The 19,348-nt window shown below is 54.9% G+C and carries 18 protein-coding genes; 7 read left to right on the top strand and 11 right to left on the bottom strand.

Translation table 11 applies throughout. The annotated features are described in order from the left end of the window. Nucleotides 1-200: 200 nt before the first annotated feature. The 4 genes from HPY71_00180 to HPY71_00165 form a co-directional block, all read right to left on the bottom strand. Nucleotides 201-1,001, bottom strand: coding sequence for a hypothetical protein (locus HPY71_00180; protein ID NPV51928.1), 801 nt, complete (start codon nt 999-1,001; stop codon nt 201-203). A 67-nt stretch (nt 1,002-1,068) separates the two neighbouring features. Further along, nucleotides 1,069-1,746, bottom strand: coding sequence for a CpsD/CapB family tyrosine-protein kinase (locus HPY71_00175; protein ID NPV51927.1), 678 nt, complete (start codon nt 1,744-1,746; stop codon nt 1,069-1,071). A gap of 35 nt (nt 1,747-1,781) precedes the next feature. Further along, the gene (locus HPY71_00170) at nt 1,782-3,248 is read right to left on the bottom strand and encodes a hypothetical protein (protein NPV51926.1); all 1,467 of its coding nucleotides are present in this window, start codon (nt 3,246-3,248) and stop codon (nt 1,782-1,784) included. 44 nt (nt 3,249-3,292) lie between these two features. After that, nucleotides 3,293-7,429, bottom strand: a complete 4,137-nt coding sequence (locus HPY71_00165) for a hypothetical protein (GenBank protein ID NPV51925.1) — start codon at nt 7,427-7,429, stop codon at nt 3,293-3,295. A 400-nt stretch (nt 7,430-7,829) separates the two neighbouring features. On the opposite strand from HPY71_00165, the gene HPY71_00160 reads away from it, so the two are divergent. The 3 genes from HPY71_00160 to HPY71_00150 all read left to right on the top strand — a co-directional run bounded on the left by HPY71_00160 (nt 7,830) and on the right by HPY71_00150 (nt 8,865). Then, nucleotides 7,830-7,973 (top strand): hypothetical protein, encoded by a 144-nt coding sequence (locus tag HPY71_00160; GenBank protein NPV51924.1) that lies wholly within the window; start codon nt 7,830-7,832, stop codon nt 7,971-7,973. A gap of 306 nt (nt 7,974-8,279) precedes the next feature. Then, nucleotides 8,280-8,591: a hypothetical protein gene (locus HPY71_00155; GenBank protein ID NPV51923.1), complete on the top strand. Its 312-nt coding sequence runs from the start codon at nt 8,280-8,282 to the stop codon at nt 8,589-8,591. Continuing rightward, nucleotides 8,566-8,865 (top strand): hypothetical protein, encoded by a 300-nt coding sequence (locus tag HPY71_00150; GenBank protein NPV51922.1) that lies wholly within the window; start codon nt 8,566-8,568, stop codon nt 8,863-8,865. Before HPY71_00155 ends, HPY71_00150 begins: the two co-directional genes overlap by 26 nt. Before the next feature lie 52 nt (nt 8,866-8,917). Here HPY71_00150 and HPY71_00145 read toward each other — a convergent pair whose 3' ends face one another. Further along, nucleotides 8,918-10,909 carry a polysaccharide biosynthesis protein gene (locus tag HPY71_00145; protein ID NPV51921.1) on the bottom strand — a complete coding sequence of 664 codons (1,992 nt, stop codon included), beginning with the start codon at nt 10,907-10,909 and terminating at the stop codon, nt 8,918-8,920. A 761-nt stretch (nt 10,910-11,670) separates the two neighbouring features. Between HPY71_00145 and HPY71_00140 the strand changes: the two genes are divergently transcribed. Next, on the top strand, nt 11,671-12,183 hold the full coding sequence (locus HPY71_00140) for a nitroreductase (GenBank protein NPV51920.1): 513 nt from the start codon (nt 11,671-11,673) through the stop codon (nt 12,181-12,183). Between the two features lie 190 nt (nt 12,184-12,373). On the opposite strand, the gene HPY71_00135 is transcribed toward HPY71_00140, so the two are convergent. The 3 genes from HPY71_00135 to HPY71_00125 all read right to left on the bottom strand — a co-directional run bounded on the left by HPY71_00135 (nt 12,374) and on the right by HPY71_00125 (nt 14,447). Beyond that, nucleotides 12,374-13,525: a DegT/DnrJ/EryC1/StrS family aminotransferase gene (locus tag HPY71_00135; protein NPV51919.1), complete on the bottom strand. Its 1,152-nt coding sequence runs from the start codon at nt 13,523-13,525 to the stop codon at nt 12,374-12,376. A 173-nt stretch (nt 13,526-13,698) separates the two neighbouring features. After that, nucleotides 13,699-14,154: a type II toxin-antitoxin system VapC family toxin gene (locus HPY71_00130; GenBank protein NPV51918.1), complete on the bottom strand. Its 456-nt coding sequence runs from the start codon at nt 14,152-14,154 to the stop codon at nt 13,699-13,701. Further along, nucleotides 14,151-14,447: an AbrB/MazE/SpoVT family DNA-binding domain-containing protein gene (locus HPY71_00125; protein ID NPV51917.1), complete on the bottom strand. Its 297-nt coding sequence runs from the start codon at nt 14,445-14,447 to the stop codon at nt 14,151-14,153. Before HPY71_00125 ends, HPY71_00130 begins: the two co-directional genes overlap by 4 nt. A gap of 451 nt (nt 14,448-14,898) precedes the next feature. Between HPY71_00125 and HPY71_00120 the strand changes: the two genes are divergently transcribed. Together HPY71_00120 and HPY71_00115 are read left to right on the top strand one after the other, a co-directional pair. Next, nucleotides 14,899-15,213 carry a type II toxin-antitoxin system MqsA family antitoxin gene (locus tag HPY71_00120; GenBank protein NPV51916.1) on the top strand — a complete coding sequence of 105 codons (315 nt, stop codon included), beginning with the start codon at nt 14,899-14,901 and terminating at the stop codon, nt 15,211-15,213. A gap of 17 nt (nt 15,214-15,230) precedes the next feature. Next, entirely contained in the window at nt 15,231-15,545 is a 315-nt protein-coding gene (locus HPY71_00115) for a nucleotidyltransferase domain-containing protein (GenBank protein ID NPV51915.1), read from the top strand. 1,148 nt (nt 15,546-16,693) lie between these two features. Here the strand turns inward: HPY71_00115 and HPY71_00110 are convergent. Continuing rightward, the gene (locus HPY71_00110) at nt 16,694-17,608 is read right to left on the bottom strand and encodes a nucleotidyl transferase AbiEii/AbiGii toxin family protein (protein NPV51914.1); all 915 of its coding nucleotides are present in this window, start codon (nt 17,606-17,608) and stop codon (nt 16,694-16,696) included. Continuing rightward, nucleotides 17,608-18,207 carry a type IV toxin-antitoxin system AbiEi family antitoxin domain-containing protein gene (locus HPY71_00105; GenBank protein NPV51913.1) on the bottom strand — a complete coding sequence of 200 codons (600 nt, stop codon included), beginning with the start codon at nt 18,205-18,207 and terminating at the stop codon, nt 17,608-17,610. The genes HPY71_00110 and HPY71_00105 overlap by 1 nt, the downstream gene beginning before the upstream one ends. 121 nt (nt 18,208-18,328) lie before the next feature. On the opposite strand from HPY71_00105, the gene HPY71_00100 reads away from it, so the two are divergent. Next, on the top strand, nt 18,329-18,757 hold the full coding sequence (locus tag HPY71_00100) for a hypothetical protein (protein NPV51912.1): 429 nt from the start codon (nt 18,329-18,331) through the stop codon (nt 18,755-18,757). On the opposite strand, the gene HPY71_00095 is transcribed toward HPY71_00100, so the two are convergent. Beyond that, nucleotides 18,744-19,064 carry a hypothetical protein gene (locus HPY71_00095; GenBank protein NPV51911.1) on the bottom strand — a complete coding sequence of 107 codons (321 nt, stop codon included), beginning with the start codon at nt 19,062-19,064 and terminating at the stop codon, nt 18,744-18,746. The genes HPY71_00100 and HPY71_00095 overlap by 14 nt on opposite strands. Nucleotides 19,065-19,348 lie beyond the last annotated feature (284 nt).

Here is a 19,348-nt window from a genome sequence, read left to right as displayed (position 1 = left end):
CCTACACAACCCGTCACCCGCCCTTTCCAATCCTAAACAACCCTAAAGCCCAGGGCCCATCCCAAATACTCCTCATATTCCTTTCCTTGATATATTCCTTATATACTTAATACTTAATACTTATGCTGCTATTACTTATGCTGCTATATTTATACTGTGCCCACCAGCAAATCCCTGCCATCCACCCAAAAAAGTCGCCCTTAACCCAGCGTAGCGCCCACCAGGCGCGCAAAGAACCCCTTGCGCCGCGAATAGGGCTTCGGGCTCTGCAGCGGCACATCCTCGCCGGCTATCACCTTCGCCGGGATATCCTCGACCATAGCCTCCGCCTGCTCCCGGCCCACCAGCCTCCTGGCCTCATTAAGGGCGGCGGCAAGGCGAAACGGCCTGTGCCTGCTTGAATGGGCATCGCTCGCAATGATCTGAACCATCCTGTGGGTGACGAGGACCTGCGCGGTCTCCAGCACCCGTCGCCCGAATTCCCCTATGAGGCTCCCCGCGTTTACCTGGGCCAGCGCGCCCCTCTCCACCAGCCTGTAAAGATTGTTTGGATCCCTGATAACATCCTCATTACGTTCAGGATGAGCTATGACGGGGGTAACCCCGTTGACAGCCAGCTCAAAAACCATCCGCTCCGCAGCCGCCGGTATGCCACCGAGGGGGAACTCAATCAAGGCGTATTTCCCTGCATTGCAAACGGAAGGCACCCTGCCTGATTTAATCGCCCCAACCAGGCCATCCTCAAAGAACACCTCTCCACCGGGCAACACCCTTATTTCGAGCCTGGAGCGGCTAAGCCTCTCCTGGAACTCTTGAACGCGCTCAGCCACTACCTCGCAGGAGTTTTCATACCTCCCCGCTATAACATGCGGCGTGGCTACAATGGTGGTGATGCCGTCCGCCGCAGCCTGCCGCGCCATCGCCAGGCTCTCGTCCCACTCTTTAGGCCCATCATCAAGCCCGGGCAGGATATGTGCATGGATATCAATCATACCAACCATGATCCAAACCCCCGTATAATCTAACCGCTCTTCCACAACATATCAGTTCGCCTGCAGGGCTTATGGGTTATTCTCCATAATAGTAGTAGTAATAATAATTGTAGCGGCCCTCGGGCTTTATTCCATTGACAACGACCCCGAGGACCCGGGCGTTGGCATTTTGGAGCAACGTCTTTGCCCTCATAACTCCCTCGCGGGCCGCCTGGCCGAGCCTCAGGACGAGCAAGACCCCATCCACCTTGGTGCCAAGCACCGCAGCATCGGTAACGGCCATCATGGGAGGGGTATCAAAGATCAAGAAATCAGCCTCCGCGTCAAGCGCCTCAACAACGCGGGTCATAGCTCCCGAACCGAGAAGCTCCGATGGGTTTGGAGGCAGGGCCCCGCTCGGCAGGAGCTTGAGACCCTCGACCCCCGTATCATGGAGCACCTCCAGGCCGGAGTTGCCCAGCAGGAGGTTTGTGAGACCTGTCCGGTTTGGGAGGTTGAACATCTTGTGCAGCTTTGGCCGCCTGAGGTCGGCATCGACGAGGATGGTGGATTTGCCTGCCTGGGCCACGGCGATTGCCAGGTTTGCAGCCACGGTGCTCTTACCCTCTCCTGGGGCAGTGCTGGTCACCGCAAGCGATCTCAAAGGGCTGTCAAGGCGCACAAACTGGAGGTTGGTTCTCAATGTTCGAAAAGCCTCCGAGACGGGCGACTTAGGGTCGCGCTCCATTATTAAGACGCGTGTATGGCCATCCATAACTTATCACCCCCATGCTTTCCATTTACGTCCCGTTACAGCCCGGGCTGGGCGCCCTCGTGGCCCAAATGCCCGCGCTTGCGGCGCCGGACGCGGTCCATGTGGGGTATAGTCCCAAGGACGGGCAACCCGAGGTATTTCTCAATCTCCTCAGGCGTCTTGAATGAATTGTCGATGTATTCCATTACGAATGCAAATCCGCAGCCGACAAACAGGGCGAGAAACGCCGCTATAGCTACATTTAGAAGCTTTCGTGGCTTAATCGGGCGCTCCGGGACTATGGCCGAGTCGATCTGCTGGATGTTTGCGAGCTTCATTGACTCCGTGATGCGCATCTCCTCATGCTTTGTGAGCAGCATGACATATATCTCCTCGGCAACGCGCTGGTCTCTCATGAGGCGTGCAAGGTCTATCTCAGTCTGCGGAAGCCGCTCGAGAGCCGCCTCCTTCCCCTTGATCAGCCTCCCTATGGCATCCCTTTTTGCCTCAGCCCCTATGATCTGAGCCTCAGCAGTGATCGCCCGGCCCATGAGATCCTGGTGGATAGGGTTGAGGGCCACCGTTTCGGCGCTCACGATCCGCGTCACCTCAGCGGACAGGCTCTTTTTCACCTCTTCGATCTCGGCCTTCAAGGCTATCACGGCCGGGTGCTTCCCAGTGTATTTCTCCTGCGCAGCCGCGAGGGATGACTCAAGCTCTGCGAGCCTGGCCTTGTACTCCTGCACCAGGGGGTTGAGGGATATGGTCTGCGAAGCCACGAGCTTCGGATCCTGCCTCTCAAGCTCCTTCCTCAATTGAGCAAGCGACGCCCTGGCCTCCTCTATATCCGTCTCAGCCTCGGCCTCGAGCTTCTGAAGGGAAGCTATCTCCTCGATCCTCGCCTTTGCCTCCTCCCCCGGCTCGATGACCACATGCGTTTTCTTGTATTCAAGCAACGCATCCTCAGCGCGTCCCAGGTTCTCCTTGGCCGTCTTGAGCTGCTGGCCGATGAACTCCCTCGCGCTCCGGGTCGTCGCCTGGTTTGAGCGCTGGTTCTCCTCGATAAACACATCCACAAGCGTGTTTGCAATCCTCGCAGCTTCGCCCGGATCGTCCGATTGCACGCTTATCCTGATGGCATCCGTCCCCTGGACCGGCTGGACGCTAACCGCGCTCTTGAGCCTTGCAAATGCCTCCGAGCCGACCGGCGCGTCCAGCCCGAGGCGCCTGACCACGTGCTCCATAAGGGTCCGGCTCTTGAGTATCTCCACATAGTTCTGCGCGGTTACCCCGGTTTGTCCGCCGAAGGCCTGCAAAAACGGCATATTTGCGGCCTCGGGGTTGTCCTTCACCAGGATCGTTGTGCTCGTCTCATAGATCGGCGTCATCCTGCCGCTTATAATGTAGCTGGCAGCAACCGCAGCCACCACGAGGATGAAGATGGACCACTTCCACCTCCACAGCGCACGCGCATATTCAAGCAGGTCTACTTCCTCGACGTTTGGATCTACCCCAACTCCCATTAGCTCCCATTCACCCCAATTTCTCCGCATGAAAACCCCACAGGTCAGGGCAAGATAAGGTCTTTCAGGAGTTTGAGACCTGACAAGAAGTTGAAAACCTTTGACCAGTCGGGCTTCTTCGTCTCCGGGACGTAGACGATGTCACCGCCGTTTATCACCGGGTTCTCCTTTACGTTGCCCTTGAACAGCAGGTCATCCATGCCTATGTTAACCTGCCGGGAGCTTGCGACCTTGCCCCCGCTGAATACACACACGGACTCCAGTGCAGCCCGGTCCGTCGGCCCGCCCGCAAGCGCTATCGCGTCCATGAGGAGAGCCCCCTTTCGCACCGTATAGATGCCCGGCTGCTTGACCTCGCCCACGACCAAGACTCGCCTCTCTGCCTCGGGCACCGAGATGATGTCGCCCTCCTTGAGCCTGTAGTCAGCGTCCCTTGCCCTTCCTTCGAGGATATCATCCACATTGACCACAAGCACGCGTGAACCCCCGTGCCCCTCTTCAACCATCCGCGTGAGCGAGACGCGCGAAGCATCCCCATCCTGTTTTATGCCGCCAGCCCTGGCTATGGCCTCTGTGAGCCTGCTGTTGGCCTTGAGGCGGTAAGACCCCGGGCTCGTGACCTGACCGAGCACCTGGACCTCGATGGCCCTGGGTATATAGATCACATCACCCTGGGATACCTGGCAATTCTCCGATTGCGGGTCGCCCGCGGCTATCCTGTCCAGATCGATATTCAAGACCGTCTTCTCGCCGCCCCGCCTCGTTGTAAGCGTCACACTGGTGGTATCGCCGTCGACCGCCGGGCCACCGGCCGCTGCAATGGCATCGAGCACCCGCATTTCGCCACGAATGGGATAGGTGCCGGGCCTCGCGACCTCGCCAAGGACCGTAACCTCCCGGATGCGCTCCGGCACAAAGATCGTATCCCCGTCAGCGAGCGGGGGGTTCGCGCCGCCGTCATCATCGCCGGTCAAAGCCCTCGCGATATTAACCACCCTCGCTGCCGGCCCCTTACCAGAGGACCCGTCGCCGGGAGGCTCGCCGGAGGTGCCCGCTTCCGGGGCGTGACCGGGACGCGTTAACATAACATTCTCAGGATCGCCGTCTTGTTTAAGGCCCCCGGCCCTGGCGATGGCATCCATAACCCGGCTCCTCGCCCTCAAGAGATAGACACCCGGGGCCTGCACCTGTCCTAGGACGCGTACCTGGATCGCTTTGGGGACGTAGACCACATCGCCCCTCTTAATTATGATGTTTCCCGAGCTATCCGCACCCCGCGAAAGCGCGTCCAGGTCGACTTTAAGGATTTGAGCCTGTGCGCCAGCGTCGCCAGCGTTGCCAGGACCGGTCATTCGCGTTACAGTCACGCTCGACGTATCGCCCTGGACGGTCGCCCCGCCGGCAGCAGCCATTACGTCAAGGAGGCGCGTCCCGGCGTAAACCCTGTAAACTCCGGGCTTTGCGACCTCGCCAAGGACGGACACCTCATTGGGAGCCTCGGGGATAAAGATCACATCCCCGTCGGAAAGCCGCTGGTTTTCGGCCGGGTCCCCCGAAAGCACCCCTTCCCAGCTGAGCAACTTCCCGGGGCGCCCCGGCTGCGTTAGCATTATGGCGGAGGTGCCTGCGTCAGGTTTGAGTCCTCCCGCTTCTCCAATTGCGTCTACGACCTTTGCATCCCTTCGCATAAAGTAGGTTCCCGGCGCCTGGACCTGGCCTAGCACCTGGACCTTTAATGCCTTAGGAACGGTGATAACATCGCCAGGGGCGAGCGCGGGGCTCCGGTCCGGGCCACCTTCCGGTCCATGCACCCCCTGCTCCGCTCCATGCACCCCCTGCTCCGGTCCCTGCCCATCCTGCGCTCTCTCCCTCCCCAGGAGCCTTTCCACATTTACGGTTATAACCTCATTTGACGCCTTCCGCATCAGGGCGACAGTCGTAGGATCCCCTTCCTTGCCGATCCCGCCCGCCTCTGCCAGTGCATCAAGTAGGCTGCTGCCCTTTTTCACCTGATAGACGCCGGGCTTCTGGACCTCCCCCAAAACCGAAACCCCGAAGAACGCCGGTGGGATGAATAGTATATCGCCATCCTCCAGTGTTACGTCCACCAGCGCCGGATTGGCCATAGCCGCCTGACCGGCCACGGTCGCCTCGCCTGCTTCCCCCGCACCGGCGGCGTTGACCAAAGCGTCGATATCGATTACGGTCCGGGTGCTCACCCCACCTCTCGTGCGCGTCAACGTCACATTCGTCCCGTCGCCGGTGGCCTTCACCCCGCCCGCCTTCGCGATGGCATCCGTCACGCTGCTCCTGGCACGCATGAGATAGGCGCCCGGGGTATAAACCTCGCCCAGGACCTGGACCCGGATAGCCTTAGGAACGCACACCACATCGTCGTCAACGAGCCGGAACCCACCACCCCTGCCCGTTTCGCTGGGGGTTTCACCAGAGGCAAGATCGAGATTCTCGATAAAAACGGCCTCGCCGCCCTGGGTCTTTCGCGTGATCCGCACGTTAGCGGTATCGCCCTCGGGGGTTGGACCGCCTGCCATAGCAATGATATCCACAAGCCGGGTCTTGCCCGCGCGGATCGGGTATACGCCCGGCTTTGCAACCTCTCCAATCACAGATACCTCCTGGATAAGCTCGGGGACGAACAAGATATCACCATCGGCCAGCTCGGGATTTCGCCTTTCATCGCCGCTCCCGAGCACCTCATCCAGGCTGAGCTGGGTAACGGAACCCTTATGCGTGAGCTGTATGCGCCCTGCATCCCCCTGGAGGGTGACGCCCCCTGCCCTGGCCAGGACATCGGAAACCCTGCTGCGCGCCTGAAGCCGGTAAACTCCCGGCGCCCCAACCTGGCCCAGGACCTGGACTCGTATCGCCCTGGGAACATAGATGGTATCTCCGTTCCTGAGAAGGTAATTCTCCCCGGGGCTCCGGCCCACGCCCTGGCCTGCAGCTTTATCCTGTTCACCCTGACCTGCATTCTGACTCACGTCATTCTGACTCTCGCTCTGGCCCATGTTCTGGCCTACATCCTGGCCAGGTTGACCTGCATCATACTGACCCGAAAGCCTGTCCAGATCGGCCTTGAAAGTTACAGTCATCTCGCCCTCACGGCGCACCAGCGTAATGCAGGTCGTATCCCCCTCAGGCGTCGGCCCTCCTGCCGCGGCGATTGCATCAAGCAGGCGGCTCCCGTCGTGAATAGGATACACCCCCGGGCGGTTCACCTCCCCGAGAACCGAGATCTCCCGCACCGCCGCGGGTACAAAGATGACGTCGCCATCCTCGAGGGGAATATTTGAGGCGAGATCACCGCCGGTCATGAGCTTCTCCAAATCCAGCTTAATTAGATTAATTGATGAAGGCCTGCGTTCATTTTGGGGCCGAGTCAGGGTCGCGCTGGAAGGGTCTCCATCAGGCTTCACCCCGCCAGCCCTCGCAACTGCATCCAGGAGGCGTGCTCCCCGGGGCAGGAGATAAGGCCCCGGGGCATATACCCAGCCCATAACCTGGACCTGTATGGTTTTAGGCACGAAAACGGTATCGCCATCCTGCAAGGGAAAACCACGCCCATCCATATCCTGCAGGGCCTTTGCCATATCTATCTTAGCGGACATCGCGCCCGAAGGCCGCATGCCTGATACCGTTATATTCATGTCATCGCCGCGCTCGGTCAGGCCCCCGGCCATGGCGATCGCGTCAGCCACCGTCTGGCCCTGCCTCAAGCCGTATACGCCAGGCACCTTCACCTCCCCCAGCACCCTAACGCTTATAACCCTTGGCTGCTTCAATATCACAGTCACGCTGGGGCGTTTGACGTATTCGGCGATCCCGGATGACATGTCGTCGCGCAACTGAGCTATGGTGCAACCGCTCGCTTGGATATCGCCTATGAGGGGGAAGGATACCTTGCCGTCCTGCCTGACGGTCACGACCGCGGCCAGGTCTTCATATCCCCAGACTGATATCTCGAGCACGTCCCCGGGGCCAAGCACGTAGTCATCGGAACCACCCGGCCCACCCCCACCGCCTGGATCGCCCGCGGCAGCCGCCGGTGCCCCCATATTAACTATGACGATGGAGGCGAACAATAAAAAAAGCCAGAGTCCTGGACGGAGCCAGCCCAGCAAACCGCCGCGCGAGCCCCTACAATGTATTCTACAGGGCATAATCCACCTGTTCTGCCAATGGAATCTCTCCATGCCTTTCACCCCAGCGATGAGAAGGAGCCCGTCCGTCCGCTGTTAGCGCGCCTGGAACCTAGGCCCAGGAATATCTCATAATACTGATACACATCCTGACTACACATACTGACCCACGGGATTCTACGACTAGCTATATGAATTTCTACATATCAAGACATATTCCTCTATGCGAAGAGAAATTTAACTATAAGCTAAGAATCTAACTAAAACCCTTGTTGACCTTATCCCCCAGCGGCCTGCCTGGACGACAGGTTTTGGCTAAATATTTTATTGCATAAGACAGATAATTTTATTTAGATTTAAGAAGGAGAATAATATGTCATATAGAATGAGTTATTATCAAGGTACAGGGTGGGGACTCCCTATGAAAAGCAGCCGGAGACTACGCCGCTGGTGGTATAAACAGCTTGCCATGAACTATGGAAGAGTCATGGCCTACCTTCTCACCATTATAATGGTATTCTCGCTAGTAGGATTGATGTACGTGCTGGCCCGCTTCATGGCGTAAAACTCAATCGCCGATTTCCCATTTACCTAAATAGGTAAGGGAATCCGCCTGCGCCCTCTGTGCTTGTTCCCCGCAATGTGCTTGTTCCCCGCAATGCACTTGTCCCCTGCAATTTACATAAGAAACATGCAGGAATCTCTCAACTAACGTCGAAAAATTGATTGACCAGGACATTATTATGCCCTGCCGAGGCCTCCACCAAAGCCTGATCATTAAAGCCTGATTATTAATGGTATTAAAGATGGCCTAGCGCTGTAATAGTTGGGGATATTTTCTGGGGGATATTTTTAAAGAGGTGAAACACATATGGATATCAGAGAAGAGCGTGCAGCTATGGATGAGAGGCGGCTTGCAGCCCTTGAGACCCTGTCATCGGTGGTGAGGTGGCTCAAGGAGACGAAACCGTCCGAGATATTTTACATTGAGGGCGAAGGCAAGGGGAAAACTCCGGCTCCCACCATGAGCGACGAGCATCTCAGGGTCATATGGCAACGGTGGGTCGCCAAGGCGAGCGATGTGATGGAGAGAAGCGCTATGATCCCGGACCTGCTCCTCTCCGACCTTGAGAGGCTCTTTAAAGGGACGAGTAAGGATGCCCAGGAGACAAGAACACCTTAACGCTGCCAAAATCCTGCTCGGGTATGCAGACCCGCTCGTCCACAAGCTAATGGACCAGTCGATCGAGAGGCTCGGCCCGAGGCATAGGTATGTTACGCATAACGTAGAATACATCCGGGCGATCCGGCAGCTCTTCGGGGAAAAGGCCGTGTTCGAGGCTACGCTGCATCTCTTGCAGGATTGGGGAATCATAGACGAAAGCGATTATGCTTTCGCACTGGTCAAACATCCCCGGCGGAGAAGGTCAACGGAGCCTCATGGATATCATGGATAAATAGAGTCTTATATGCGCTTTGGGGTAGAGCCTCGTCTATACCCCTGGGTGGTCAGCGGCCTGACCTCCCTTGGCTACTCGCTCCGGGATTGCCATTCCCCCGGGGGGTGCCGCTCGTCCCCGCCCTAAAATCGCCATTCGCCCAGTTCGTCCCGGCATCAGTCAACTGCCTTATCCAGCTCACAAGGGCATCCCCCGCGCCCTCGCCCGCGCCTGCGGTCGCGATCTGGCGGCAGGTTTCGAAGAATTCCTCGAGGGTCCCGTCGAAGGCCGGATTGCCCTTGGCGATGAATATCCGCTTATGCCGGGTAGCTACCGTGCCCTCCGCGGCCGTGAGAAGCTCCTCAAAAAGCTTCTCGCCAGGCCGCACCCCGACAAACTCGATCTTGATATCACGGTCCGGCTCAAACCCGGAGAGCCTGATGAGATCCCTCGCCATATCCAAAATCCTCACGGGTTGCCCCATGTCAAGCACAAATATCTCCCCGCCCTCCCCCATTGCAGCCGCCTGTATCACGAGTTGCACGGCTTCGGGGATGGTCATGAAATATCGCATCATATCGGGGTGCGTCACGGTGACGGGCCCTCCGAGAGCTATCTGCTTCTTGAAAAGCGGGACCACGCTACCCCGGCTCCCCAGGACATTACCAAACCTCACCGCCACAAATTTAGTCTTGCTTGTCCTGTTGAGCATCTGGATCACGATCTCGGCGGCGCGCTTCGTGCAACCCATTACGCTCGTTGGGTTTACCGCTTTATCAGTTGAAATCAACACAAATCTCTTGGCACCGTATCTATCAGCGGCCGAGGCTACATTCCAGGTCCCGAAGATGTTATTCGTCATAGCTTCGTCGGGATTCGCCTCCATCAAGGGGACATGTTTGTGAGCGGCCGCGTGAAATACCACATCCGGCCTGAACCGGCTAAAAACCTTGTCTATCTTATCCTGATCCCTTATATCGGCGATAACCGGGGCTATTCTGACATCAGGCCGTGTGGCCCTGAATTCCATCTCTATCTCGTATATGCTATTCTCGCCATGCCCCAAAAGAATGAGCTCCGCTGGGTTGAACCTTGCGATCTGCCTGGACAGCTCAGATCCTATAGAGCCACCAGCCCCTGTCACCAGCACCCGCTCGCCACACAGGTAACCGGCAATGCTCTTGAGATCCACCCTGATTTCATCCCGGCGCAGGAGGTCCTCGATCTGCACATCACGTATGGCCCTGACACTTACCTTGCCGTTGATGAGCTCGTACATCCCCGGCAGTGTTTTGAGGTTAACCCCCTGGCCTTTACATATTTCGACAATCTCCTTAACCACGCTGCCGGGGGCCGAGGGCATGGCTATTATAACCTCCCTGACGTTATGGCTCCTAATGATCCGGGGCAGGTCCCGGTGGGTGCCGAGAACGGGGAGGTCTGCTATCCTGTAACCCTGTTTAGAAGGGTCATCATCGATGAACCCCACGGCCTCGTACGGCAACTCCCTGTGGGAGCGCAACTCCCTCGCCACGATATTTCCGGCCTGGCCCGCCCCTATTATCAAAGTCCGTAGCCTGTGTGGCCCGCGCAGCCCCCGGAGCCAAATTTTGCTTCCACCATTGGAGCCATTGGTGGATCCACCGGTACCACCAGTAAGGCCCTTAGGGGCGAATTCGTGGCGAAAACGTATTAGGAACCTGATTCCCCCCACAAGGATGATGTTCAAGAGCCATATCAGGAGGGTAATGCTTCGAGGGAACCCCGTCTTCTGCAGGCTATGGAGGAAAAGCCAGTCCCCCAATGACGCGATAGTCCCTGCCTTGACAATGATCCATATCTCCCGGACGCTCGCGTATTGCCAGAGCCGGTTGTAGAGGCCGAAGATATAGTAACTTCCTATGCGAATCGGGATCAAAAAGGGAAGGGTGCGCGCGAACGTCCCAAAGAATTTCACCGGGATGACAAAGTCAAACCGGATCAGGAAGGCCAGTATGCTCGCGATTAGGATGCATATAAGGTCGCAGAATATAAGAAAGGCTGTCTTAAGGTTCCGGCTCATGACTATCCACCCCGAGCCCCCGCCCCCGCTTAATCACTTGATCATTGCGTTGCTGCCGCGATGTCATTATGTTGCTACCGCGATGTTGCTACCGCATTGCAGCTATGTCGGGCGCTCCCTTTATTATTCATCTTAAATCATTCAACCACTTAAATCATTTAGCCACCTAAAATTATTCGTCCACCCGTTTATCATTCCGAGTATCAATTATCGATCCGAACCTCTTCCCATTACGAGCCTCTTCCACTATTCGACATAAGTGGAATAATACCTCCTAAGATTTGAGAGGTTTCCACTTCTCCAGAACAGTTTCCACCTATCCAGAACAGAAATAGGGCAAAAGACCTGGTGCTGAGGCTGATGCTGAATGAACCCGGCAATCAGCCGGCAGCCTCCAACGTGTCATGCGGCAAAATCAGATTTTCAACTCATTCAGGATATGGTAAGATTTAAATACGAAACATGTGGGGATGCTGGCATGAGCACGTAGTTCAGGATGTAGTTCAGGGATGACAACACCCCACAAGGGAGGGTGCTGAGCGTGAGAATGAGAATAGGCTACCCGGGATGTCTGAGGAGGCTGGTTGCATTTGCCTGTGCCCTAGCAAATATAATATCTGTACCAGGAAAAAGCTCGAAAAGCCGGATGTGGATAGCTTTTCTCAATTCCTCGACAGGGTCCACCGAGCAGTAAAGGAATTTCCAAAAAAGATCGGTCCAGGCTATTTTTTATAATTATGATATGATAGGAGCGATTCTACATGGATACATATTCTATAGCCCTAATGAGGCGTAGCGTGCGTAGATATCTCGAAGAAGGCATACCTGATGATGACCTTGCCAAAATCTTAGAAGCCGGCCGGACAGCACCCTCAGCGGCCAACCGCCAGCCGTGGCGATTCGTGGTCGTCAGGGACCCAGAGATAAGACAAAGGGTGGCCCTTGCATGCAACGGGCAAACCTGGATGGCGGATGCCGCAGTTATACTTGCAGGAATAGGCGTGCCGAGCGAAAGTCAGAAGTGGTACGCTGTCGATGTGACTATCGCCATGCAAACCATGATCCTTGTGGCAAGCTCGCTCGGGTATGGAACTTGCTGGATCGGGGCTTTCGATGAGGATAAAGTGAAGGAGGTCCTCGGGATTCCTAGAGAAATGAGGGTTATCGCCCTCACACCCATAGGCAAGCCCGCTGAGACACCCCAAGCCCGCCCTCGCAAAGATAAGAGCAATGTCTTCTTCCTGGACGGCTTCGGGAAAGGCTTTACGTTTTAGCCATTATCCCGGGGATCCTAGGGCTCCGTTCGATGCAGCGCACTCTATACCTGGATAGAAGATGCAGCAGATGCGGGGAATACCTCAAAACGTATCTAACGAAAGCGTGAATCAAGCCAGATTATTGCAAGAATCCTCGAGTAGGCGCTCTATGCTCTGAATAAACTGCTGCATGACTACAAGTGCATCATCAATGAAACCACGCATCCCCCACCGCCCTCTCCAGCACCTCGGCCACATAGTCCATCTCCTCCGCCGTAAGATGGTTATGGAATGGGATGGCGATGCTGGTGCGCCCGGCGAGCTCGGTGATGGGGAAGTCTCCCTCTTTGAAGCCAAACTTGGCGCGGTAGAATGGCTGCAGGTGGATGGGGGTGAAGTACGGGCGGCAGCCGATCCCTGCCTCCTGGAATCGCTTCATGACATGGTCCCGCACGGCGGACTGGCGCTCAGGGATGGGCTCGCTCACGCCGACCCGAATCACATACACGAACCAGCTCATCCGCGTCACCTCGGGTGCCACGTACGGCAGGCGCACCCCCAGGATCCCGGCGAGCCGTTCCGCATACATCTCAGCCACGCGCTGCCGCTTCGCGACGATCTCATCAATGCGCGACATCTGTGCAACCCCGAGGGCAGCCGAAAGCTCGTCCATGCGGTAGTTGTAGCCCAGCCGCTCATGGGCCAGCCACACACCCGCCTCTCCCCTGCCCTGATTGCGCATGCTATGGCAGAGCCGCGCCACCTCATCGTCGTCGGTAACGATCATCCCGCCCTCGCCAGTCGTGATCTGTTTATTCGGGTAGAACGCAAACACCGCAGCATCAGAAAAGGCACCACTTCCAGCCTTAACACCCCTATATTCCGAACCTATAGCCTCGCAGGCATCCTCAATAACCACGAGCCCATGACACCTGGCGATCTCCCGGATCACGTCGAGGTGCGCAGGTTGGCCAAAGGCATCAACAGGCAGAATGGCCTTTGTCCGTGGGGTGATGGCGGCCTCTATGAGGCTGGGATCTATGTTGCCAGTATCGGGCTCGATATCCACAAAGACAGGTCTCGCCCGCTCATACAGTATGCAGTTGCTGGATGCGATGAAGCTGAACGGCGTAGTGATGACCTCATCGCCCTCCCCTATTCCGAACGCCCTCACCAGAAGGTGCAGGCCGCTGGTGCCGCTGTTCACGGCGATTGCATGCTTGCGCCCAACATAGTCCGCAACAGCTCGTTCAAACTCCACCATCTTCGGGCCGAGAGCCAGGATTGGGGAATGAATGACTTCATTGACGATGGTGATTTCCTTTTCGGTGATATCCGGTCGCGAAAGGTGAACTTGCACAAAAGGCGCCTCCTACCCGGTTAAGCCTATAATAGCCGCTGCCTCGCGGTTTTTCTGCTCTAAGGTAAGCCAAACGCTAGTGCGGGGTTTTCACGGACAGCACGATGCGCTTACGGTTCGGGTCACTCGGATTTTACCGCTCCTTTTGGCCAGATAGCCAAAATCTCCGCATATTATTTCCGCATATAATGAACCTTGACCTCTGCCACATCCCGCATCTCAGGATCGCCTGTCAGAAGTATGGCGCCCTTCTTTTGGGCGGTGACGATGGCGAATGCGTCAGCATATGATATACGATTTCTGATCTTTATACGTGCGGCATCAAAGACTGTCTCACCATCGGCTGGAACGATCTCTAAAGGCATGGCTTGAACCTGTCGTATAGTTTCGAAAGCGGTCCGCTCCCCGAGCTTTCTCCCCAGAATGTAGAACACCTCTCCAAGGTTTATGATATTGAGAAACACCTCTGGAGGCCCACCGGCCGGCTGAAATATGGATTCCAGGGACTCACCAGCTGAGGCCTCTCCCGTGCACCACATTAAAAGGTCTCTCACTATGCTGCCTGAAGGCTCACCTTGGAGCCATGCCAGGATGTCCCAGGAATCAAGGGTCACTCTAGATGGAGTCAAGGTTTTCGAACCCCCTTTGCGTTGGTCGACCTTCCGGAGGCCCTTCGCGGTGCCCCGATTTCGGAATCTCTCTGAACCTCGATCCGATGTTCAACTTCCAGATCGGCAATAAAGTCTTGACCCTTAAAGCGGCCATATAGGGCATCGACAGTTGCCGCACGCACGGGAGTAAGCAAGATCCCGCCTTCCTCCAGAGTAACTTTGAGTCTGGTTCCAACCCTAAGACCCGCTGCATCCCTAACCGCTTTTGGTATGACGACCTGCCCCTTTGATGATACATATGTGCCTTCCACTTTGGCCACCTCCCGGTTTTCTTACTCCATGGTAAGCCAAACAGGGCAAATAGTCAAGGGCAGCAATTTGGCGTATAGGAGGGTTTTCGGCACGTGAATTTCCGTAGATTTGCAGCAAATCATTATTAGCGGCCTTTTTATCCACGCGGGCATTGGGGCTGAAGTTAGCAGCATCGGACCCCCTGATGCTGCAGGCTGCAACACATCCCGCCAGAACATGCTGCGTAGTGCAGCATGCTTTTTAAAGATATGCTGCAAGATGCAGCACGTCCAGCCTCTTGTAACAATCTCTTGTAACAATGTGGCAACCTATATCATGAGTTAAGTTTAGTCTTAGTAGCCCCGCATGCTTGACACCCCTATTGTATAGGGTATAATGCAAGAGAAAAGTTATAGAATATATCAATAGAATGTTTAATACTTCCGGAATTGTTAAGAAAGAAGGAAGTCCGTGAGCAAGGCCTTGGCGAACACGAAAACCGGCTTGCAGCAAGCCGTAGATTGCAAAGCTCAAAAGCTGGTGAAGGCTGGAACAAAAAAAATTACTGTTGCGCCGTTGCCGCAATATAGTCCTACTGAAATTAAGGCCATACGCAATTCGTTGGAGCTGACACAATTGGTCTTCTCCAACATTCTCGGCGTATCCATCAAGACGGTCGAGGCTTGGGAATCGGGCAAAAACACCCCGCAGGGACCGGCATTGCGCATGATGGATATGCTCAAAAAGAATCCCGAACTGGTGCAACGGTATATTGCAATAATATAAAGAGGGAAGAGAGCAGCATGGTTGCAACTTTTGCGGAAGCTGCGACAGTCGTCCGCAACGCTATTATAAATAAATACCCGCAGATCAGCCGCGCATTCATATTTGGTTCCTTTGCCGAAGGTGCGCAAACCACCGGAAGTGATTTGGACGTGCTGGTGGAATTGAATGCTTCTATGGGGCTTCAATTCATATCCATGATACAGGACATCAAGCAGGCGGCAGGCACAGCGGTGGATGTCATTACTATCAACCAAGCCCGTGACTTGGAAAAAAAGTTCGGCTACGATATTTTGAGAAAAGCGAGACCGGTCTATGAAAGAGCAGAAAACTAAGATTATCCTCATGCATATCCTTCATGTATTGGATGCTGAGATCATTTGGGGATATCGCCAACAACGACCTGAAGAAATTCAAAGAAGTCATCCTCCATGAATTGCGAGTAATTAATCGAAGCCAGGACATCAGCAGATAAACGCGAAACCACCTAAAACCGCTCAACAGGGCGGCTTTTTTCATACCCAAATCAGGGTGTGGTTTTGCCATTTTTGTCCCCCATAACAAGAGTTCTTCAGTTAAAATGGATTCCTATCCAGCCCGTGCCAGCTGGAACTAGCGGAGGGCTTTAGCAGAGGGCTTTGCGATCCTGCGATCAGAAGATCCGTCAGATTCGCGGCCATCATGCGGACTGGACAGCTGGACAGCGACCAATGATGCCGACGCCCTCCTCTCAAAATCCTTTCCAGTTTATCGGTAGCCATAACGAAATCTTTCGCCCATGCAATAATCTTCAAGTCTGCCTCGCCCACATCCTCCGCGTGGAAAGAGATGTTGACTTGCTCTTCCTCGCCCGCTTCTCCCAGGAAGTAGTCAATCGTATATCCATACAACGCTGCTAGCCTGGCTAATAGGGTGCCGGCGACGTAATCGATCTCCTCGGCGGTGAGGTGGTTGTGAAGCGGTTATGGGCTCTCCCCTATACCGTACTTCACAAGAAGAGCCTTCGCCTCCTTCTCCCCCTTCTCGGTGAACCATACAGATTTTGCGCTCCGGCTCCCGTAGATCAGACCTTCCTCCGTAAGCTGGTTCAGGACCTCAAAGGGGTAGCCCTCCAGCTCCTGCGGGCGTCAAATGGAGGATCATCCTCCTGCCAGGAGGTAAGGTAGAGAAGCATCAAGGTAAAGTCTCTGATGGTCTTTTCTCCGAAGGTCTTTACTATGTTGAATGCCTCCCCGGAAACTCCGCGGCGCTATTTGAAAGGTAACACATCCAGAAGATGAGAGAACCGCGGAGACCTACTCTCTGGTATGCTTATTTTAGTGCAAAACAGCGCCGAAGGTGGCAGAGCCTCGTGGCAAGGGCAAGTATACCACAAAAACGTTTGGACGCTGAATCAAGGATTCTATATTCTCAAAAACCCGAGGATTAAACGTGCAACTATTGTCTAGGGAAAACCTGCGCTCGGCCACTTTCACGGCCGACTTCACGAATGGTTGCTTACGCTGACATATCGTCTTTGAGCTGGGTCCCAGGTGCCGAATATCTCTCGCTCATTAACAATGGCCTCGAAGACCGGCTCAAGAAATATGTAAACGATATCCAGTACCTCCACAAGACTAATCCTAATTCCAAGCCTACTACTCGCGAAGCGTGACCACCTTGTCTGAACATCTATCATGCTTGCCAGTTGCCTCACCTTTCGTAAGCTGTCTCCATCGAACGGGGTTCCACGATGCTGAAGCGTCTGGAAGAGAGCCTCCTGAAGGGTTCTAGCATCGAAGCTATACGTACTCGCAAGATAATACAGGTCGTAGAAATCCTTCATCCTGCTGTTTAGTTCCATTCGAGATATGATCGCATCTAGCTTCTCCGCTACAGTGGACTCCAGCGAGTACGTCAGGATGACCGGCTCCTCAAATCCATCCAACTGGGTTGGGATGGCCCTTTCCAATGGCATCGGTACAATCATATCCCCAATTCCCATATCGATATGAAAAGGCGTCCTCGTATTCTTGATGCAACCGATAAGACTCACCCTGACTCCATTGTACTCCCTGAACTCTGTAATGGATTCAATGCCTTTGATTTCAAAGATAACGTAGTCATTCCCTGTACTAGTCCCGATTATCTCGCGCACCACCCTCTCGATTATTACCGGGTCGGCGGGCATCCTTCTGGCCAAGAAGTCCACATCCATGGTTGGCCTACTTGTAAAACCGCTCAATGAGTACAGAAGCAAGCCTCCCTTGAGGATCAGATTGCTATGATGCCTTGACCGCTGCAGCCTCCTCAGAAACTCTTCCTGACAGAATAGCTGCAGTATTAGTTGAACGGTCCTACCAGAGGTTCTGGACTTGCTCCTCAACCTGTCGATCACCGACTGGGCGATGTCTGGCATCAAAGCCACACTCCCATCAGGTCATGGACTTTCCTTTGGATTCGGAACCTTCTCGCATATTCCATGAGCCTCGATATGTTCTTCCGCCCATCCTTGACGTAAGCCTGAATTGCCTTGCCTACAGTCTCTGCATCCATCTTGGCTGAATGGCGGATCACATCGCAGATCGTCCTCTCTCTGTCATAGATACGCACCTTTATCCCATTCATCTCAGCATGAGCAAGGCCGATTGCAAGGCACTGAGGTTCAATGAAATGAGCTTTGATCGGCGGATACTCAAGTTTGACCTTCTTCCTATTGATCCGCTTATCAACCGCAATATGCCATATACCGGGGGTCCGATCGGTATACTGGTAGTAGTAAAGCGCATTATCCATACAAAGAATGGCATCTGGAAGAAGCCGGAATATAATCTCGAGGTCATCCTTTCGCCCGTCCTCAACCCACTCGTACACACCACGTTTGATACGGGCAATGCGTTCTGTTCCGATCAGATCTGCAATATAGCTACTATGAATACCTTCTTTCAGTATCTCACCCGTAGTAGCTATATTGCCCCGGGATTTGAATATCTGCTTTACCGTCTTATACTTATCCATACTCATCGCCTTGTCATAAGTATCTGCGGAACGCGTCGTGACGCAGATAGTTCTAACATACTTATACCATATCGGAACCCCAGGATCAACTCACCTGGCTGAGATGCTGAGATGAATATACGTGAAAACAGCACCTGGCATTGACGATCGAGATCGAACGCACGTTGATGACCGGACGCACCATGTAGTGTGCCACACCACGTCCCCGGGCCTGCCATCCCGCGAGAGACGCTTCCCAACACTTCCGCAACGCCTGATCCCCGAATTCGATAGCAGTTGGATACTCAAAGAGGCTGAAATGCACATGGATGTAGCTGCGATGACACCGACCGCCCTAAACAAGCCTCCCCGGGCGGCCAACCGCCTATGCCTCCCCAACGACCTCTCCTATGCCATATTTCTCGAGAAGAGCCTTCGCCTCCTTCTCCCCCTTCTCGGTGAACCATACAGATTTTGCGCTCCGGCTCCCGTAGATCAGACCTTCCTCCGTAAGCTGGTCCGGGGTCTCGAAGGGATAGCCCTTCCAGCTCCTGTCCCTATACGTTCTTAATAATGGCCGCCGGGATGCCGGCCACCACGACTCTTGACGGCACATTCCTAATGACTACAGCGCCGGCTCCAACAATAGACCATTCGCCAATAGACTTCTGCGGGATGACTGATGCACCCACCCCGAGATGGCTCCCCTCTTCAACCGTAACATTCCCGGAAAGGTGGGCCTCTGGGAAAATGTGGGCAAAGTCTCCGATGGTGCAATCATGGTCAACAGAACAGCAAGTGTTCAGGATAACGTGTTCCATCACCCTCGCCCCTGCATTTACGACGGACCCAGGCATCACGACCGTGCCGGGCCCCAATGTAGAACCCCGTCAAAGTTCCTGTCCGCTAATTCCCTGATGAGCAGGTGGGAGGTAGTTGAGTGGATCGGATGGTGTCTATCATGCATGATCTATCATGCATGACCCACGGAACGGGTTGGTACAGAATCGTGATATATTTCAGCCTTCACCCTGAAAGCGTGATGTACATCAGTGGATGCTTCCTATGCGTGACCCAGGGAAATGCTGCTGGGGGCATTTACGTACATCAGTGGTGCTTTCCCTGTTTAGCACAGGGAAAGGCGGCATATGAGGCTGGGAGG

It is taken from the genome of Bacillota bacterium (assembly GCA_013178125.1).
Taxonomy (GTDB): Bacteria; Bacillota; SHA-98; order Ch115; family JABLXJ01; genus JABLXL01.
This window is presented reverse-complemented; position numbering and strand designations above follow the sequence as displayed.